The sequence below is a fragment of the Devosia sp. genome (assembly GCF_028290625.1).
Taxonomy (GTDB): Bacteria; Pseudomonadota; Alphaproteobacteria; order Rhizobiales; family Devosiaceae; genus Devosia.
The window spans coordinates 128082-143590 of sequence record NZ_JAQGJM010000022.1 but is presented as its reverse complement, the minus strand read 5'-3'; the positions used below and the strand labels follow the sequence as shown (position 1 = coordinate 143590).

Genomic DNA, 15509 nt, shown 5'->3' with positions numbered 1-15509 from the left:
CCCTCGTGTTCGGCCAGATGAACGAGCCCCCTGGTGCCCGTGCCCGTGTGGCGCTGACCGGCCTGACGGTTGCGGAAAACTTCCGTGACCAGGGCCAGGACGTGTTGTTCTTCGTGGACAACATTTTCCGCTTTACCCAGGCCGGCGCCGAAATGTCGGCTTTGCTGGGCCGTATCCCGTCCGCCGTGGGTTACCAGCCAACGCTGGCGACCGACATGGGCGCGATGCAGGAACGCATCACCACCACGAACAAGGGTTCGATCACCTCGGTGCAGGCCGTGTACGTGCCCGCCGACGATTTGACCGATCCGGCTCCGGCGACTTCGTTCGCCCACTTCGACGCCGTGACCGTGCTGAACCGCGCGATTTCGGAAAAGGGCATCTATCCGGCGGTTGATCCGCTGGCGTCCAACTCGCGTATTCTGGATCCGTTGGTGGTTGGTGAAGAGCACTACCGCGTGGCCCGTAGCGTGCAGGAAGTGCTGCAGAAGTATAAGGCGCTGCAGGACATCATCGCGATCCTGGGCATGGACGAGCTTTCCGAAGAGGACAAGCTGACCGTGGCCCGCGCTCGCAAGATCGAACGCTTCATGAGCCAGCCCTTCGACGTTGCTGAAGTTTTCACCGGTACGCCGGGCGTGTTCGTGGCGCTCGAAGACACCGTCAAGGGCTTCAAGGGCCTGGTGAACGGCGAATATGACCACCTTCCCGAAGGCGCCTTCTACATGGTCGGCACCATCGAGGATGCGGTCAAGAAGGCCCAGAAGCTGGCCGCGCAGGCCGCCTAACTTGCAACCGGGCTCGTCTCGCGACGAGCCCATTGCCTAGCCCGAGACGTTCGGGTTCGCTCCGCTAAGGGACCAAAAATATGGCTGAAGGCCTCAAGATCGAGATCGTGTCGCCCGAGCGGCTGGTGCTGTCAGAAGTCGTGACCTCGGTCACGGTCCCGGGCACCGAGGGCTATTTCACGGTGATGAGCGACCATGCGCCGTTCATGACGACGCTGAAGCCGGGCTTCATCACGGTCAACGGCGAGGGCGGGCGCGACGAGATCTTTTTCGTGCGCGGCGGCTTTGCGGATGTGTCGCCCGATGGGCTGACAATCCTGGCGGAAGAGGCTTCGCCCTATGCGGAGTTCGACCATGCCGAGCTGGCAGCCGAGATCAAGCAAGCCGAAGAAGAGCTGGCACAGGCCCAGTCGATCGAAGACAAATCCTACGCTCAGGACGTGGTCAGTGGCCTCTTGAACCTCGCCATCGAGGCGGGTCAGCTCAACGGCGCTCACGTTCATTAAGTCTGCTGAGTTTCAGGTCTTACCTGAGCTTCGCACTCTATCGCGAACTTTGAAAAGGCTGCCCTACAGGGCGGCCTTTTTCGTTTGTGCAGGTAATGCGCCGCTGGATCCGCCCAACTAATAGGCAAGTCATTGGGCAGCCTATGTAATTATCATGGCATAAACGTCAGCTTAAGGATTTGTGCCCAATCTGCTGCTCAATTGTGGGCGCGCTGCCATGGCGACATGGCGGCCAAGTGGGGCATTGGGGCATGGGCAAGCTGTTCGGGAGAGTGTTCGGCAATATCAGGCTGACCTTCGCCATCGCCGCCATGGCGGTCGGTTCGATCGCCATCGCGATCCTGGCGGTGTCGCTGGGCGTGTTCATTACCCTCTCCGGCTCGGCACACGACGATGCCAACAAGGAAGTGGCGGCGGCGACCCGCATCACGGCGGCGATCCTGCAGGTCAACCTGCCCAGCCTTGAGGTGACTGCCGACGAGGCGGGCAATGTGGCCGAGCTGCAGATGCGCTCGATGCCGCGCTTTCGCACTCATGACGTGATCGACACCATCGCGCGCACTACGGCGCAGCAGGCGGCGATCTATGTGTACAATCCCGAAGTCGGTCCCGACTTCATTGTCGGCACCAGCAGCTTGGTCGACGCCGCGGGCGAGCGCATGCTGGATGCGCCGATCGTTGTTGGCGACGGCCTCTATGAAGCCATGATGGCGGGTACGCCGGTGCGTGGCGAGACCATGCTCAACGGCATCGATTATTACACGCTGCACCAGCCGATCCGCATGGCGGACGGCACGGTGATCGGAGCGCTGGAAGTGGCGGTGGCCCGGGCGCCGATCGAGGCGGTGGTTGGCACGACGCTGAGCATGTTGGCCATGGTCGGGGGCGGGGCGCTGCTGCTGATCGGGGCGCTCGCACTGCTGCTCTCGCGGCAGCTCACCCGACCCATTCCAAAGCTGTCGGGCGTGATGAATGCGATTGCCGCGGGCGATCTCGATGCCGTGGTGCCCTATACCGAGCGGCGCAATGAAATCGGCACCATGGCGCGGGCGGTGGAAGTGTTCCGCGGCAATACGCTGCGGGTGGCCGAGCTGGGCGCCGAGACCGACCAGCATCTGGAGCGGGCGGCCGACCACGCCGGCCAGCTCAATGCCATTTCGATGTCGCAGATGGTGGTGGAATTCAGCTTGGGCGGCGAGGTGTTGAGCGCCAACGAGAATTTCCTGAAGCTGCTGGGCTATAGCAGCGCCCAGGTGCGGGGACAGTCCAATGCACTGTTCCTGTTCGATGCCGATCCGGCCTCTCACGGCTACCAGCAATTCTGGCGCGAGCTGGCATCCGGCGGGTTCAAGAGCGGCGAATATCGTCGGCGGACGCGCGACGGCGCCGAGGTGTGGATTCAAAGCACGTTCAATCCGATCATGGGCACCGATGGGCAGCCCTATAAGGTGGTGCAGTTCGCCATCGACGTGACGGCGCGCAAGCAGGCGGTGGCGGCGGTCGGCGCTGGGCTCGAAAAGCTGGCGGAAGGCGATCTGACGGCGCGCATCGACACCGTATTCCAGCCGGAATTCGAAGGCTTGCGCACGGCGCTCAACGATACGGTCGACAAATTCGGCGCAGTGGTGGGCCAGATCAAGGCGACCTCGCGCTCGCTCAAGACCGCGACGGGCGAAATCCTGTCGGGTGCCAATGACCTGAGCGAGCGCACGACGCGCCAGGCCGCCACTATCGAGGAGACGGCCGCCGCAATGGAGCAACTGGCCCAGACCGTGACTCGCAATGCCACGCTGGCCCAGCAGGCCAGCACCGATGCCGGTGTGGTCGCCCGCACGGCCCAGGAGGGCGGTGAGGTGATGGAGAAGGCCAATGCGGCGATGAGCGGGATCGAGGCCTCCTCGGCCAAGATTTCCAACATTATCGGGCTGATCGACGATATCGCCTTCCAAACCAATTTGCTGGCGCTCAATGCCTCGGTGGAAGCGGCGCGGGCGGGGGATGCCGGCAAGGGCTTTGCGGTGGTGGCGGTGGAAGTGCGGCGGCTGGCGCAATCGGCGGCCAGCGCTTCGGCGGACGTGAAGCGGCTGATCGAGCAATCGGCGACCGAGGTTACCAAGGGCTCAAAACTGGTGGCCGACGCGGCGGGGCGGCTGCAGGCGATGCTGGAGCGCACCCGCGCTAATACGGCAATGATGGATTCCATGGTGCGCGAGAACCAGGAGCAGGCCGTCCGAATCGGGGAAGTATCGGTGGCGGTCAATACGCTGGATGAAATGACCCAGCACAATGCCGCCCTGGTGGAACAAACCAATGCGGCCATCGAGCAGACCGAAGCGCAAGCGACGACGCTCGACCGCATCGTGGCGGTCTTTACCCTCGACGAAGTGGCGCCGGCACCAGAACAAAGCCGTAGTGCGGGACTCCGGGCGCGCCGCGTCGCATAATTCTTTCTAGCGATATGAGAGGCTTACGAGGCTCTGCGGGCACTACGTAAGAGTCTTCATCAAGTCTTTACGCTAAAAATGGATGATTTGCCCTAGTCCAGGGCAGTTTGTCGCATCGCCCTGGGCAGAGATTGCTCAGGGGGCACACGTGCATTTTTCCGTTTTATTGAAGAGCATGGCTGGCATCACGCTGGCCTTGACGCTAGCCGTTCCGGCGCAGGCCGACGATGAATTCACCGCGCCGCTGACGGCGCTGGCCAATGGCGACATCAAGGCCTTCGCGTCCGACCCGGCGCTGGTCGCCGCCATCTTGGCGCAGAATGCGGTGACCGCCAGCTATGATCAGGCCAAGATCGATGCGCTCGACGCGCAGTGGAAAGCCGAAGTGGGCGCCGCCAGCAAGCCGCTGATCGACGCGACGCTGGGCAATGTGGCCTCGCAATATCTCAAGGGCGTGCAGGACGCCGCGGCCGGCAAATATACCGAAATCTTCGCCATGGATGCCAAGGGGCTCAACGTCGCGCAGAGCACGCTGACCTCAGACTATTGGCAGGGCGACGAGGACAAGTTCACCAAGAGCTTCGGGGCCGGTGCCGACGCGGTCAATCTCGGCGACGTCGAGCAGGACGAGAGCACCCAGGTGTTCCAGAGCCAGGTGAGCGTGCCGATCTCCGACCCGGCGACGGGTGCAGTCATTGGTGCGATCACCGTCGGCGTCGACGTCTCGGCTTTGTAATAAACCGGCCGGCGTTCAGGCGCCGGCCCTATTCTCCGAATTGAGGCCAGAATGGCGCTGAAGATTTCGCTGACCCAGAAGATCGTCGGTCTGGTCGTGTTGACCATGGTGATGGGGGCGGGTGCCAATATCTGGCTGTCGACCAGCCAGAACAGCGCCTTGCTGCGCAGCGAACTCGAGCAGGCCAATGTGACTGTCGCCGCCGCCAGCACCGAGCAGTTGGCCGGGGGTATCCGCTTTGGCAAGCCGGAGACTATCACCGCCACTTATGTGGGGCTGAAGAACCTGCTGGGCGATCAATTCGCGGCCGGCGCCAGCTTCGACCTGCAGGGCGCCCAGATCGTCGCCACCGAAGGCTCCGAGACCTATGCGGGCGACATGGCGGCTCTCGCCAAGACGGCCAGTGCTGCCGATGCGGTGCAGCATGTGAGTACCGGCGCGATGACGCTGGTGGCCGTTCCGGCGCATTTCGGACCGGATAAGGCCATGGTGGGCACTGCGGTATTCGTTTGGGACATGAGCGAAAATCTGGCGCGCCAGAGCCAGTCGGCACTGAACAATGCGCTCATCAGCCTAGGGCTGATGGCAGCGCTGGTGGTGGGGCTTTATGTCTTCGTGCGCGGCGGCATCACGGGTCCCCTGCGCAAACTGGTGCATACGGCGAGCGCCATCGCCGCCGATCCGGCCGATGTCGAGACAGTGCCCGGCACGGGACGCCAGGACGAATTGGGCGAGATGGCGCGGGCCGTAGCGGTGTTCCGCGACAACGGGCTCAAGGTCGCCGAAATGAACAGCGCCGAGCAGGCGCGGCAGGCGCGGGCGCAGGGCGAGCGCACCGACATGATGGGATCGCTGCTGGCTGCATTCGGCCAGGTGGTCGACGCGGCGGTGGCGGGCGATTTCAGCCAGCGGGTGATGGCGGACTTCCCCGATGACGAATTGAACCTGTTGGCGAGCAGCGTCAACAACCTGGTGGCGACGGTGGAGCGCGGGCTGGACGAAACCCAGAGCGTCTTGTCGGCGCTGGCCGATACCAATCTGAGCGTACGCATGCAGGGCGACTACCATGGGGCGTTTGGCGCGCTGCGCGACAGCACCAACAAGGTGGGTGAGCAATTGACCGATATCGTCGGGCAATTGCGGCAGACCAGCAAGTCGCTCAAGACCGCGACCGGGGAAATCCTGGCCGGCGCGAACGATCTGAGCGAGCGCACCACCAAGCAGGCGGCGACCATCGAGGAGACTTCGGCGGCGGTCGAGCAACTGGCCGGCACGGTCAGCGAGAATGCCATCAAGGCGGCGGCGGCCAGCACCAAGGCCGACATGGTCTCGCGAGCCGCCGAAGATGGCGGAGCCGTGATGGGCCGCGCCACCCATGCGATGGAGCGCATCACGCAGTCCTCGGGCAAGATCTCGAACATTATCGGGCTGATCGACGACATTGCCTTCCAGACCAACCTCTTGGCGCTCAATGCCTCGGTGGAAGCGGCGCGAGCCGGGGACGCCGGCAAGGGCTTTGCGGTGGTGGCGGTGGAAGTGCGACGGCTGGCGCAGTCCGCAGCGGGCGCTTCGGCCGAGATCAAGGCACTGATTGAGATTTCGGCCACAGAAGTGGCGGGCGGCAGCAAGCTGGTGGCGGAAGCGGCCGACAAGCTCTCGTCCATGCAGGGCGCGGTGCGCGAAAACAATGCGTTGCTATTGGACATTGCCTCGGCCAGCAAGGCACAGGCCTCGGCGATCGAGGAAGTGGCGATCGCGGTGCGACTGATGGACGAGATGACCCAGCACAATGCGGCCTTGGTGGAAGAAACCAATGCGGCCATCGAGCAGACCGAAGCGCAGGCCAGCGAGCTGGATCGCATCGTCGACGTGTTCACGCTGGAAGAAGCGCAGGTCATCGGCCGGCGCGATACGCACCGATCCGGCCGTCGGGCCGCGTGAAATTGTTGGCTCAGAATACAGTATGGTTACGACTTCATTAAGTTCCGCACTGTACATTATTCGTATGGTCTGAACTTGGCTTCGGGCGGTCAGCAACAGAAGTAGATGCGTCATGAAATTCGCTAAGATGGTTGCGTGTCTTTCCGGAGCGGTGTTGCTGACTGGCGCGCTGATGTCGGGTTCTAGCTTTTTTGTCGACAAGTCTTTCACCGAGGCGGGCCATGAATCGGCGGTTCTGATGAGCTCGATGCGCGATCAGATGACTGCCGACATGATGCATGACACGATGCGCGGGCTGGTCTATGGCTCGCTTTACGCAGCGGTCACCGCCAATGCCGAGATGGCGAAAGAAACCCAGGCCCAGTTGGTTGAGTATTCGACGATCTTTCGCGACTCGATCGCGGCGCAGAAAGATCTCGACCTGCCCAGCACCATCCGATCTGCCCTCGACGAGATCGCCGGTCCGCTGGACACCTATATCGCCAGCACCGAGATGCTGGTGGGGCTTGCTGCAGCAGGCAAGCTCGATGAGGCCAAGGCCAAGCTCTCCGCCTTCGACGCTGATTTCTCAACGCTCGAAGGTGGCATGGCAGCCATATCCGACACCATCGAGGCGGAAAATGCGCAGGCCACTGCCAGAGCCGCATCGGTGGCGACGCTATCCACGATCGCGATCTGGGGCGGGGCGGGGCTTATCCTGATCCTCGTCGTGGCCTTGCTGACGCTCAGTGGAAAACTGGTGACGCGGCCGTTGGCGGGCATGACTGCGAGCATGCGCCGGCTGGCCGAAGGTGACCTGTCGGCTGTCGTTGACGACAAGCAGGCTGTCGATGAGATCGGTACGATGGCGGCGACGCTCAAGGTGTTCGCCGATGCCTTGCGCAGCCGGGCCGAACTGGCCTCGGACGCCGAAGCCAGTGCCATGCAGGACGCCGTGCGGGTGGCTGAATCGGCCAGTCTCAATCGCAGTCTCGCCGACGTGGTGGGTGCCGCGGCGGCGGGCGACCTGTCGCGCCGAGTGCAAACCGGCTTTACGGATGGCGAACTGAGCGCCGTGGCCGAGGCGGTCAACCTCCTGGTGGCGACGGTGGATACGGGCCTGTCCGAGACCAGCGGCGTGCTGGCCGCGATCGCGCGGGCGGAACTGGATCGCCGGGTGATGGGCGAATACAAGGGCGCGTTCGGCAAGCTCAAGGGCGACACCAATGCGGTGGCCGACCGGTTGACCGAGATCGTCACCCAGCTCAAGACCACATCGGAAGCCCTCAAGACCGCGACCGGGGAAATCCTGTCGGGTGCCAATGACCTCTCCGAACGCACCACCAGGCAGGCGGCGACGATCGAGCAGACCTCGGCGGCGATCGAGCAGTTGTCGGGCACGGTGGTGGACAATGCCGGCAAGGCGGAAGTCGCCAGCAAGCAGGCCGGTAATACGGCGCGGACCGCCGAGGAGGGCGGCGCGGTGATGGCCAAGGCCACCGAGGCCATGGAGCGGATTACCCAATCGTCCGGCAAGATTTCCAACATTATCGGCATGATCGACGACATTGCGTTCCAGACCAATTTGCTGGCGCTGAACGCGTCGGTGGAAGCGGCGCGCGCCGGGGACGCCGGTAAGGGCTTTGCGGTGGTGGCGGTGGAAGTGCGGCGGCTGGCGCAATCGGCGGCGAGTGCATCGGCGGATGTGAAGGTTTTGATCGAGCAGAGCGCGCAGGAAGTGGCGGGCGGCTCCAAGCTGGTCTCGGACGCGGCGGGCAAGCTGGTGCAGATGCTGGCGGCGGTGCGCGACAATCACCAGGCGCTGGACGCCATCGCCCGGGCCAGCCGCGAACAGGCCTCCTCGATCGAGGAAGTCAGCGTGGCGGTGCGCACCATGGATGAAATGACCCAGCACAATGCGGCGCTGGTGGAAGAGACCAACGCGGCGATCGAGCAGACCGAGGCGCAGGCGACGGAGTTGGATCGGGTCGTGGACGTGTTCAAGCTGGGGAACCAGCAGGGAACGCGGGTTCGCCGCGCGGCTTAGGACCAATCGCTATTCGGCTGATGCCGGTCTGCAACTGCTGGTTCTCTGCGCTTCCGGTCCTCACGTACCAAAGTACGCTCCGGTCCGGTTCTCGAGAGCCAGCAGTTTCGACGCGGCCTGAGCCGAATATCGACTGGTCCTTCGGTGACGACTCGATTGCAGCGCCTAGGCCAGCGCCGCCGTGATCAAAGCCTTGGCGTGCAGGTCGGTGGTGTCGTAGACCGGCAGGGGGCTGGTACTGTCGTCGATGAGCATGCCGATTTCGGTGCAGCCGAGGATGACGGCTTGGGCGCCGCGGGCAGCGAGCTGGGCGATGGCGTCGACATAGATTTTTCGCGATTGTTCGCGGATGATGCCCAGGCAAAGCTCTTCGTAGATGATGCCGTTGAGGTTGGTGCGGCCGACCTCCGGGATCAGCACCTTGAGGCCGCGGGCCTCGAGGCGCTCGCGGTAAAAGCCCATTTCCATGGTGAAGCGCGTACCCAATAGACCGACGGTCTCGAAGCCATCGGCGAGCAGGGCGTCGCTGGTGGGGTCTGCGATGTGGACGAAGGGTGCATCGAGGCCGGCGGTGATGGTGTCGGCGACGATGTGCATGGTGTTGGTGGCGAGGCCGATGATTTCGGCCCCGGCAGCGACCAGGGTCTTGGCGCTTTGGGCGAGGATAGCGCCGGCCCCGTCCCAGTCACCGGCCGATTGCATGGCGGCGATGGGGGCGAAGTCGACGGAGTGAATGAGCAGCGGCGCCGAATGCAGGCCACCCAGGCGCGCGGCGGTTTCCTGATTGAGCACGCGGTAATAGTGGGCGGTGGATTCCCAGCTCATGCCGCCAATAAGGCCGATGGTTTTCATGGGGACATTGGAGAGGGTGGCGAGGCGGTGGTCAAGGGGTGGCGGGTTCCTGCAAGCGCGGGAACGCGACGATCCGAGGGCGATTGGCCGCTTGTGCCATATTAATGAGGGCCCGCGGGTCAGGCCCGCGGGAGGAAAGAGAAGAACGGTAGCGGCGAAATCAATGCTCGGAGCGTAACCCTAGGCGTGCGTAAACCGCTGGGGGATGTCGGAGAAGGCGGCGACGACTTTGTCGTAGGCGTCTTTTTTGAAGGGGACGATGAGGCCGGGGGTGCGGCTGAGGCGTTCCCAGCGCCAGGTGTCGAATTCGGCGGGGTGCTTGCCGCCGCCGGGGGTCACCACATCGATTTCGCTGTCGTCGCCCGTGAAGGCGAAGGCGAACCAGCGTTGGCGCTGGCCGCGATATTTGCCCTTGAGGGCGACGCCCAGTTCGTCATCGGGCAGGTCGTAATAAATCCACTCAGGGGCTTCGGCGAGGAGGCTCACCGAGGAAATATTGGTTTCCTCGTGTAGTTCGCGCAGCGCGGCCTTCAGGGGGTCCTCGCCCTTGTCGATGCCGCCTTGGGGCATTTGCCAGGGCGAGCCGTGCTCGGCGCTGGCTTCGGGATCGCCCTCGGGCTTGCGACGGCCGATGAAAACATTGCCATTGGAGTTGAAGACGGCAATCCCCGCGCAATCACGATAGGGCATGGTTTCACGAGCGGGGCGTGCGGACATGGCGAGTGGCTTTCTATTTCATCAGGGCGCTGATGGGGACGAGCGTAATGCCCTTCGCCTCCAGCTCGCGCGACCATTCGGCCACGCTTTGCACTGATATGGGCAAGGCACTCACAATACCAATAGCTGAGCCATTCTGCAGTGCCTTGGCCTCAAGGCTGCCAAGCGCAGCGAGTATGGGTGTGCGGGCCGGATTGGTGTCGATCACCAGGTCCGCCCGCGAAAACGGCACCTTGTTGCCGGCCGCAAGCTGGGGCGCCAGCGAGCGGTTGGACGAGCCATCGTCCACATAGCCGAGCCCGCGCGAGCCCAATTCTTCCATCATCGGGGAGAAATCGGCGGCCGAGGCGGTGAAGCGTGCGCCCATATTGTTGATCAGCCCCACATAGCCGCCGAAGCGCGCCATCAGCCAGAACAGCTTGTCCAGATTGGCGCGCGGTTGCTCTCCGGTGAGCAGGGTCTGCGGGCCGGGATCGTTCTGCGGATAATCGAAGGGTTCAAGCGGGACTTCGAGCAGCACTTCATGCCCGCTGGAGCGGGCAGACGAGACGGTCGACTGCAAGGTCTTGCCATAAGGCGCAAAGGCCAGGGTCACGGCTTCGGGAAGCTGGTCGATGGCGTCGAGCGAGCCCTGCTCGTTGATGCCGAGGCCGGTGACGATGATGGCGATGGCCGGCTTGCCGGGGGCAAGGGGCGTGGCGAGCGGGGTCGAATAGGTTTTGAACGGCGTGTCGCCGGTCGTCGAAATGCGGGGGATCGGGCCGTTGGCGGTTTCTTCGCTGAGATCGGGCAGCGCGGCGTAAGGATCGCCGGTGGAGGCCGTGGGGACGAGCGGGGTCAGGGGCGCCTCGCCGGCCGGATATTGCTGCGGGTCGGCGGTGATGGTCACGGGCCCGGTGGTGACGTCATTGGCCAGCTCATTGCCGTTACGGGTGGAGGTGATGGCCACCTCCTGGGTGGGGCGGCCGCCATCGGGATCATCGACCAGCATCAGGCGCGCCATGAAGCCACCCACCGCCAGGACGATCACGCCAAGCAGGATGCGGGCCAATGGAATGCTGCGCGGCTTGCCGGAATTCGGCTTGCGTTTGCGGCTGGTCAGCGGCGTGCTGAGATCATTGGCCATTCATTGTCCCGCGCGGATTCAAATGATGAGGGGACAAAGCGGCGAATCAGCCGCTTTGTCCCCTCAAAACATAGCACAGACCGGCCATTCAACTGATGCCGGCCTGAGCTGTATGGCGATAGGACTTAGTCGCCCTTGGCGGGGAAGGCGGGGTCGGTCTCCTTGCCGTCGATCAGGCGGATGGCATATTGCAGCTGGGTATCGTCGGCCTTGTCGGCCGGCACGAAGACGGAGGAGCCAACCGTGGTTTCTTCCTGGCCCGCAATGGTGATGTGACCAGCAAGCCCGGCTTCGCCCACGATGGTGTCCTTGCCCTGGAATTCGGGCGGGACGACTTCCTGGATGGCGATATCGGGCTGGATGCCCAGGGCCTGGATCGAACGATTGTTCGGCGTGTAATAACGCGCCGTGGTTAGGCGCATGGCGCCATCTGGGCCGAGCGAGATGATCGACTGCACCGAACCCTTGCCGAACGAGCGGCTACCGATGAGGGTGGCGCGCTTGTGGTCCTGCAGGGCGCCAGCGACGATCTCGGAGGCGGAAGCGGAGCCACCATTGATCAGCACCACCAGCGGCACATCGGCGATCAGGGCGTCGAGCGCATCGGGCTGGGCGTCGTAGCGGGCGCTTTCGGCCGGCAGGCGGCCGCGGGTCAGCACCACGGCGCCCTGCTTGAGGAAGGCGTCGGAGACGAATACGGCCTGGTCAACGAGACCGCCCGGATTGTTGCGCAGATCCAGAATGATGCCCTTGGGCGGTACATCCTTGCGATCGGCATAGATGCGCTTGATGGCCTTTTCGATGCCGACGAAGGCTTGTTCGGAGAAGCGCGACAGGCGCAGCACGGCGACATCGCCTTCCATCGACCATTTGACGGCCTGCATGGCGATGGTGGCGCGCTGCAGGGTGAAATCGATCGGATCGGCGACGCCTTCGCGCATCACGGTGACCTTGATCGAGCTGCCCAGCGGGCCGCGCATCTTGTCGACCGCGGCGTCGAGGGTCATGCCCTGCACTTCGACGTCGTCGAGCTTGACGATGAGATCGTTGGACAGGATGCCGGCCTTGGCGGCGGGAGTGTCATCGATCGGCGAGACGACCTTGATAACGCCCTCTTCCATGGTGACTTCGATGCCGAGGCCGCCGAATTCACCGGAGGTGTCTTCGCGCATGGCGTCGTAGTCGGCCGGCGGCAGGTAGCCGGAGTGCGGATCGAGCGAGGTCAGCATGCCCTGGATAGCGGCGCGGATCAGCTTCTGCTCATCCGGGGGATCGACATATTCGGCGCGGATGCGGTCGAAGATTTCGCCGAACAGGTTGAGGTCCGAATAGACCTGTAGCGGGTCGCGCGGAGCGGCCGCGGCTTCAGCAGCGGTCGGCGCGGGCTCCTCGCCGCCGGGCGCAGGATCGGCGGCTGGGGCCTGGTCCGGTGCCTGATCGGGGACGGGAGCGGCTGGGTCTGTGGCCGGTGCGGGCGCCGCCGGCTGCTCCTGGGCAACGAGGGTGGACGCAGGCAGCAGCAGCGCCAAGGTCATTGCGGCGGCGCGGATGGTCGGAAAGCGCATCAGGGTTTATCCACTCTCAGCTCGTTTTGGACGGGGCGGCCCACCAGCCGGTCGGATCGATGGGCGCGTTGTCGTGTCGCAGTTCTATATAAAGGGTCGGCTGGGAGTTGCCAGCGCTGGTGGTGACGGTGCGGCCAATTGTGCGTGATCCCATGGTGCCCAGGGGCTCGCCCATCAGCACAAACTGGCCGATATCGACGCTCACTGTATCAAGGCCTGCCAGAAGGACGGTGTAGCTCTGGCCGCTATTGAGAATGATGATTTGGCCGTAATTGAGGTAAGGGCCTTTATAGAGCACCCAACCATCGGCGGGCGCGACCACCTGGGCCTGGGCACGGGTGACCACCGACAGGCCCTGGCTGATGCCCCCAAAGCCATCGCCGGCACCGAACTCGACCACATTGACGCCGTTGGAGGGCAGGGTGAGATAGCCCTTGGCCTGCCCGAACGGCAAAGCCGGTTCGGTGCGGGCGGTATTGGCGAGGGCGACCTGGATGGCAGCGGGGGTCATGGCAACGCCTGCGGCTTCGGAATTTGAGGTGGCGGCGGCCGTGGAGACGCTGGTCATGCGTTCGCCCAGGCTATCGATCAATTCCTTGAGCGAGGTGGCGCGGGCGGCGAGCGCGATGGCATCCTGTTCCTCGGCCTGGAGCTGGCTGGTCATCACCTGCACGCCCTGCTTGCGGGCGACGATGAGCGTGGCGATGCGCAACTGCTCCTCTTCGAGCACCGAATAATTGGCTTCGAGTACCGATTGTTCATCGAGCGCGGCCTGCTTGATTTCGGTGAGGCGCTTGAGATCGGCGGTGACGGCATCGGCCTTGGCGCGCAGTTGCGGCACGATGGCGGCGATCAGGATAGCGCTGCGGGCGGAGCCGAGCGCGTCGTCGGGATCGACGATCAACGCGGGGGGCGGATTGAGCGAAATGCGCTGCAAGGCGGCCAGCACATTGGCGATCTGGCTATCGGCGCCATCGAGGCGGCCGCGCACCTCAAGCTCGGAGACGATCAGGTCGGACAGGCGCTCCTCGACATCGGCGACCTCGATTTCGGCCAGCTTGACGCGCTGGGCGGCGGCGATCAGGGCGGCGTTCTGCTTGGTGCGGTCGCCCTCCATATCGGCGATCTCTTTCTTGAGCGCGTCGGAGCGCTCCTTGCTGAGACTGATGGAGGAGATGACGGCGTCGAGATCGGCCTGGCTGGCGGCGGCGTCGGGTTGCGTCGTGGTTGCAGGGGGCGTTTCGGTCGCGGGAGGGGTGCCGGTCGCAGGCGGGGTGGTTGCCGGTGTTGCGCCGGCGGCGGGCGTTGCCTCAGTGGCGGGTGCGGTCGGCACCGGTTCAGTCACGGCCGACGGGGTGGTTGCGGCTGGGGGCGGCGTGACGGGGGTGGTTTCGATAGGCGCAGGTGTTGTGGCCGGTGCGGTGGTGTCGGTCTGGGCCAGCAGTGGCAGGGCCGACAGCGCGGCGAGCGCCACGCCCGCCACTATGCCAATCCTGAAGCCGGGACGCACCGACATGCCTACTCCATCCATGGGGCGCGGCCCCGAATCAGTGTTCGCACCATAGCAAGACCGGGGAAAACCGCAGGTTAATGAAATTTAACCATGTGGGGATCAGAGGACGCTGATGATATCGGTGCGGGAGAAGTCGTTGCCGATAAAAAGCAGAGGACAGTCCCGGCTTTTGGCAAGCGCATAAGCAAAGCAGTCGCCGAAATTGAGGCCAGCGCGATGTATACCCTTACCCCAGCGCTGGTGTGCGTCAGCGCAGAACTGGGCCGTGACCTCGGTGGCCGGCACCACCTCGATCTGCAGCCGCGTGATCATTTGGCTAAGGTCGTTGCGTAAATTGCGATGGGCAGCAATGATTAAAGCTTCGGCCAAGGTACCAGCCGATATCAAGATTTCGTCGTTGGATTCGAGTTCAGCGAGGCAGGCGGGCCCTTCAGGTTCACCCTGCAATACCGCGAGCAGAGCTGAGCTATCGACGACGATCACTTCGGCAGACCGTTCTCGTCGTACATATCATCCATCAGTTCTCGGTAAGATGGGCCAGGCGTCATATTCCTTTGAGCGCTCGCCACTATTTCTTGCAGGATTGCCCGCCGTTCGGCGACGGTGAGTTTGGGCTTTGCTGCAGGAACGATCCTGGCGGCAGCTTGGCCGTGGCGAGTCACGACGATTTCTTCACCAGCTTCCGCCCGTGCGATCAAGTTGGTCAGTTTAGCCTTGGCGTCGGATACAGAGATTTCCATAACGCACCTCCAATTTGAAAATGGTCCATTGAATGGTCCATGTCAATCGCCGCGGTGGTAGGGGTGGCCGGAGAGGATGGTGGTGGTGCGGTAAAGCTGTTCGGCCAGCATGATGCGGACCATCTGGTGGGGCCAGGTGAGGGGGGAGAAGCTGAGGGTCATGTCGGCGGCGGCCACGAAGGCAGGGTCGAGGCCGTCGGCGCCGCCGATGATGAAGCTGGCGGCGGGGCGTCCGTCGTCGCGCCAGCGGCCGATGAGGGCGGAAAAAGCCTCCGATCCCAAGGACTTGCCGCGTTCGTCGAGGGCCACGATGATGCCTTCAGGGAGGGCGGCGCGCAGGGCCTTGGCTTCATCGGCCTTGCGGGAGGCCGATGAAGAAGCGCGGGATTCGGGGAGTTCGATGACGTCGAAACCCGTGAGGGCCAGCGGTTTGCCGCCGCCAATGGCGCGATCGAGATAGCGCGCCACCAGTTCACGTTCAGGCCCGGCCTTCATGCGGCCGATAGCGGCGATAGCGATACGCATTGGTTAGCGTTTCGCTAGCGTCGAGTGTAG

General features: G+C 63.8%; 14 protein-coding genes. 6 read left to right on the top strand and 8 right to left on the bottom strand.

Annotated elements, in window-relative coordinates; all coding sequences use genetic code 11:
- The 6 genes from atpD to JWR51_RS12780 all read left to right on the top strand — a co-directional run.
- Window positions 1-788: F0F1 ATP synthase subunit beta (gene atpD / locus JWR51_RS12805; RefSeq protein WP_299747949.1), on the top strand; the 788-nt coding region annotated here is incomplete at its 5' end.
- An 80-nt stretch (window positions 789-868) separates the two neighbouring features.
- Window positions 869-1294, top strand: a complete 426-nt coding sequence (locus JWR51_RS12800) for a F0F1 ATP synthase subunit epsilon (RefSeq protein ID WP_299747947.1) — start codon at window positions 869-871, stop codon at window positions 1292-1294.
- 251 nt (window positions 1295-1545) lie between these two features.
- The gene (locus tag JWR51_RS12795) at window positions 1546-3738 is read left to right on the top strand and encodes a methyl-accepting chemotaxis protein (protein ID WP_299747945.1); all 2193 of its coding nucleotides are present in this window, start codon (window positions 1546-1548) and stop codon (window positions 3736-3738) included.
- A gap of 175 nt (window positions 3739-3913) precedes the next feature.
- Complete coding sequence (locus JWR51_RS12790) at window positions 3914-4474, top strand: hypothetical protein (RefSeq protein ID WP_299747943.1); 561 nt, start codon at window positions 3914-3916, stop codon at window positions 4472-4474.
- 51 nt (window positions 4475-4525) lie between these two features.
- The gene (locus JWR51_RS12785; protein ID WP_299747941.1) at window positions 4526-6415 is read left to right on the top strand and encodes a methyl-accepting chemotaxis protein; all 1890 of its coding nucleotides are present in this window, start codon (window positions 4526-4528) and stop codon (window positions 6413-6415) included.
- A gap of 112 nt (window positions 6416-6527) precedes the next feature.
- Window positions 6528-8441, top strand: a complete 1914-nt coding sequence (locus JWR51_RS12780; protein WP_299747939.1) for a methyl-accepting chemotaxis protein — start codon at window positions 6528-6530, stop codon at window positions 8439-8441.
- 165 nt (window positions 8442-8606) lie between these two features.
- Here JWR51_RS12780 and JWR51_RS12775 read toward each other — a convergent pair whose 3' ends face one another.
- The 8 genes from JWR51_RS12775 to rlmH all read right to left on the bottom strand — a co-directional run bounded on the left by JWR51_RS12775 (window position 8607) and on the right by rlmH (window position 15479).
- Window positions 8607-9293: an aspartate/glutamate racemase family protein gene (locus JWR51_RS12775; RefSeq protein WP_299747937.1), complete on the bottom strand. Its 687-nt coding sequence runs from the start codon at window positions 9291-9293 to the stop codon at window positions 8607-8609.
- A 180-nt stretch (window positions 9294-9473) separates the two neighbouring features.
- On the bottom strand, window positions 9474-10010 hold the full coding sequence (locus JWR51_RS12770; protein ID WP_299747935.1) for an RNA pyrophosphohydrolase: 537 nt from the start codon (window positions 10008-10010) through the stop codon (window positions 9474-9476).
- 13 nt (window positions 10011-10023) lie between these two features.
- Window positions 10024-11136 carry a divergent polysaccharide deacetylase family protein gene (locus JWR51_RS12765; protein ID WP_299747934.1) on the bottom strand — a complete coding sequence of 371 codons (1113 nt, stop codon included), beginning with the start codon at window positions 11134-11136 and terminating at the stop codon, window positions 10024-10026.
- Between the two features lie 125 nt (window positions 11137-11261).
- Entirely contained in the window at window positions 11262-12701 is a 1440-nt protein-coding gene (locus JWR51_RS12760) for a S41 family peptidase (RefSeq protein ID WP_299747933.1), read from the bottom strand.
- Between the two features lie 16 nt (window positions 12702-12717).
- A complete protein-coding gene (locus tag JWR51_RS12755; RefSeq protein WP_299747932.1) occupies window positions 12718-14217 on the bottom strand; it encodes a peptidoglycan DD-metalloendopeptidase family protein in 1500 nt (499 codons plus the stop codon).
- 96 nt (window positions 14218-14313) lie between these two features.
- Window positions 14314-14697: a type II toxin-antitoxin system VapC family toxin gene (locus JWR51_RS12750; protein ID WP_299747931.1), complete on the bottom strand. Its 384-nt coding sequence runs from the start codon at window positions 14695-14697 to the stop codon at window positions 14314-14316.
- On the bottom strand, window positions 14694-14954 hold the full coding sequence (locus JWR51_RS12745) for a type II toxin-antitoxin system prevent-host-death family antitoxin (RefSeq protein ID WP_299747930.1): 261 nt from the start codon (window positions 14952-14954) through the stop codon (window positions 14694-14696). Before JWR51_RS12745 ends, JWR51_RS12750 begins: the two co-directional genes overlap by 4 nt.
- Window positions 14955-14996: 42 nt before the next feature.
- The gene (rlmH, locus tag JWR51_RS12740; protein ID WP_299747929.1) at window positions 14997-15479 is read right to left on the bottom strand and encodes a 23S rRNA (pseudouridine(1915)-N(3))-methyltransferase RlmH; all 483 of its coding nucleotides are present in this window, start codon (window positions 15477-15479) and stop codon (window positions 14997-14999) included.
- Window positions 15480-15509 lie beyond the last annotated feature (30 nt).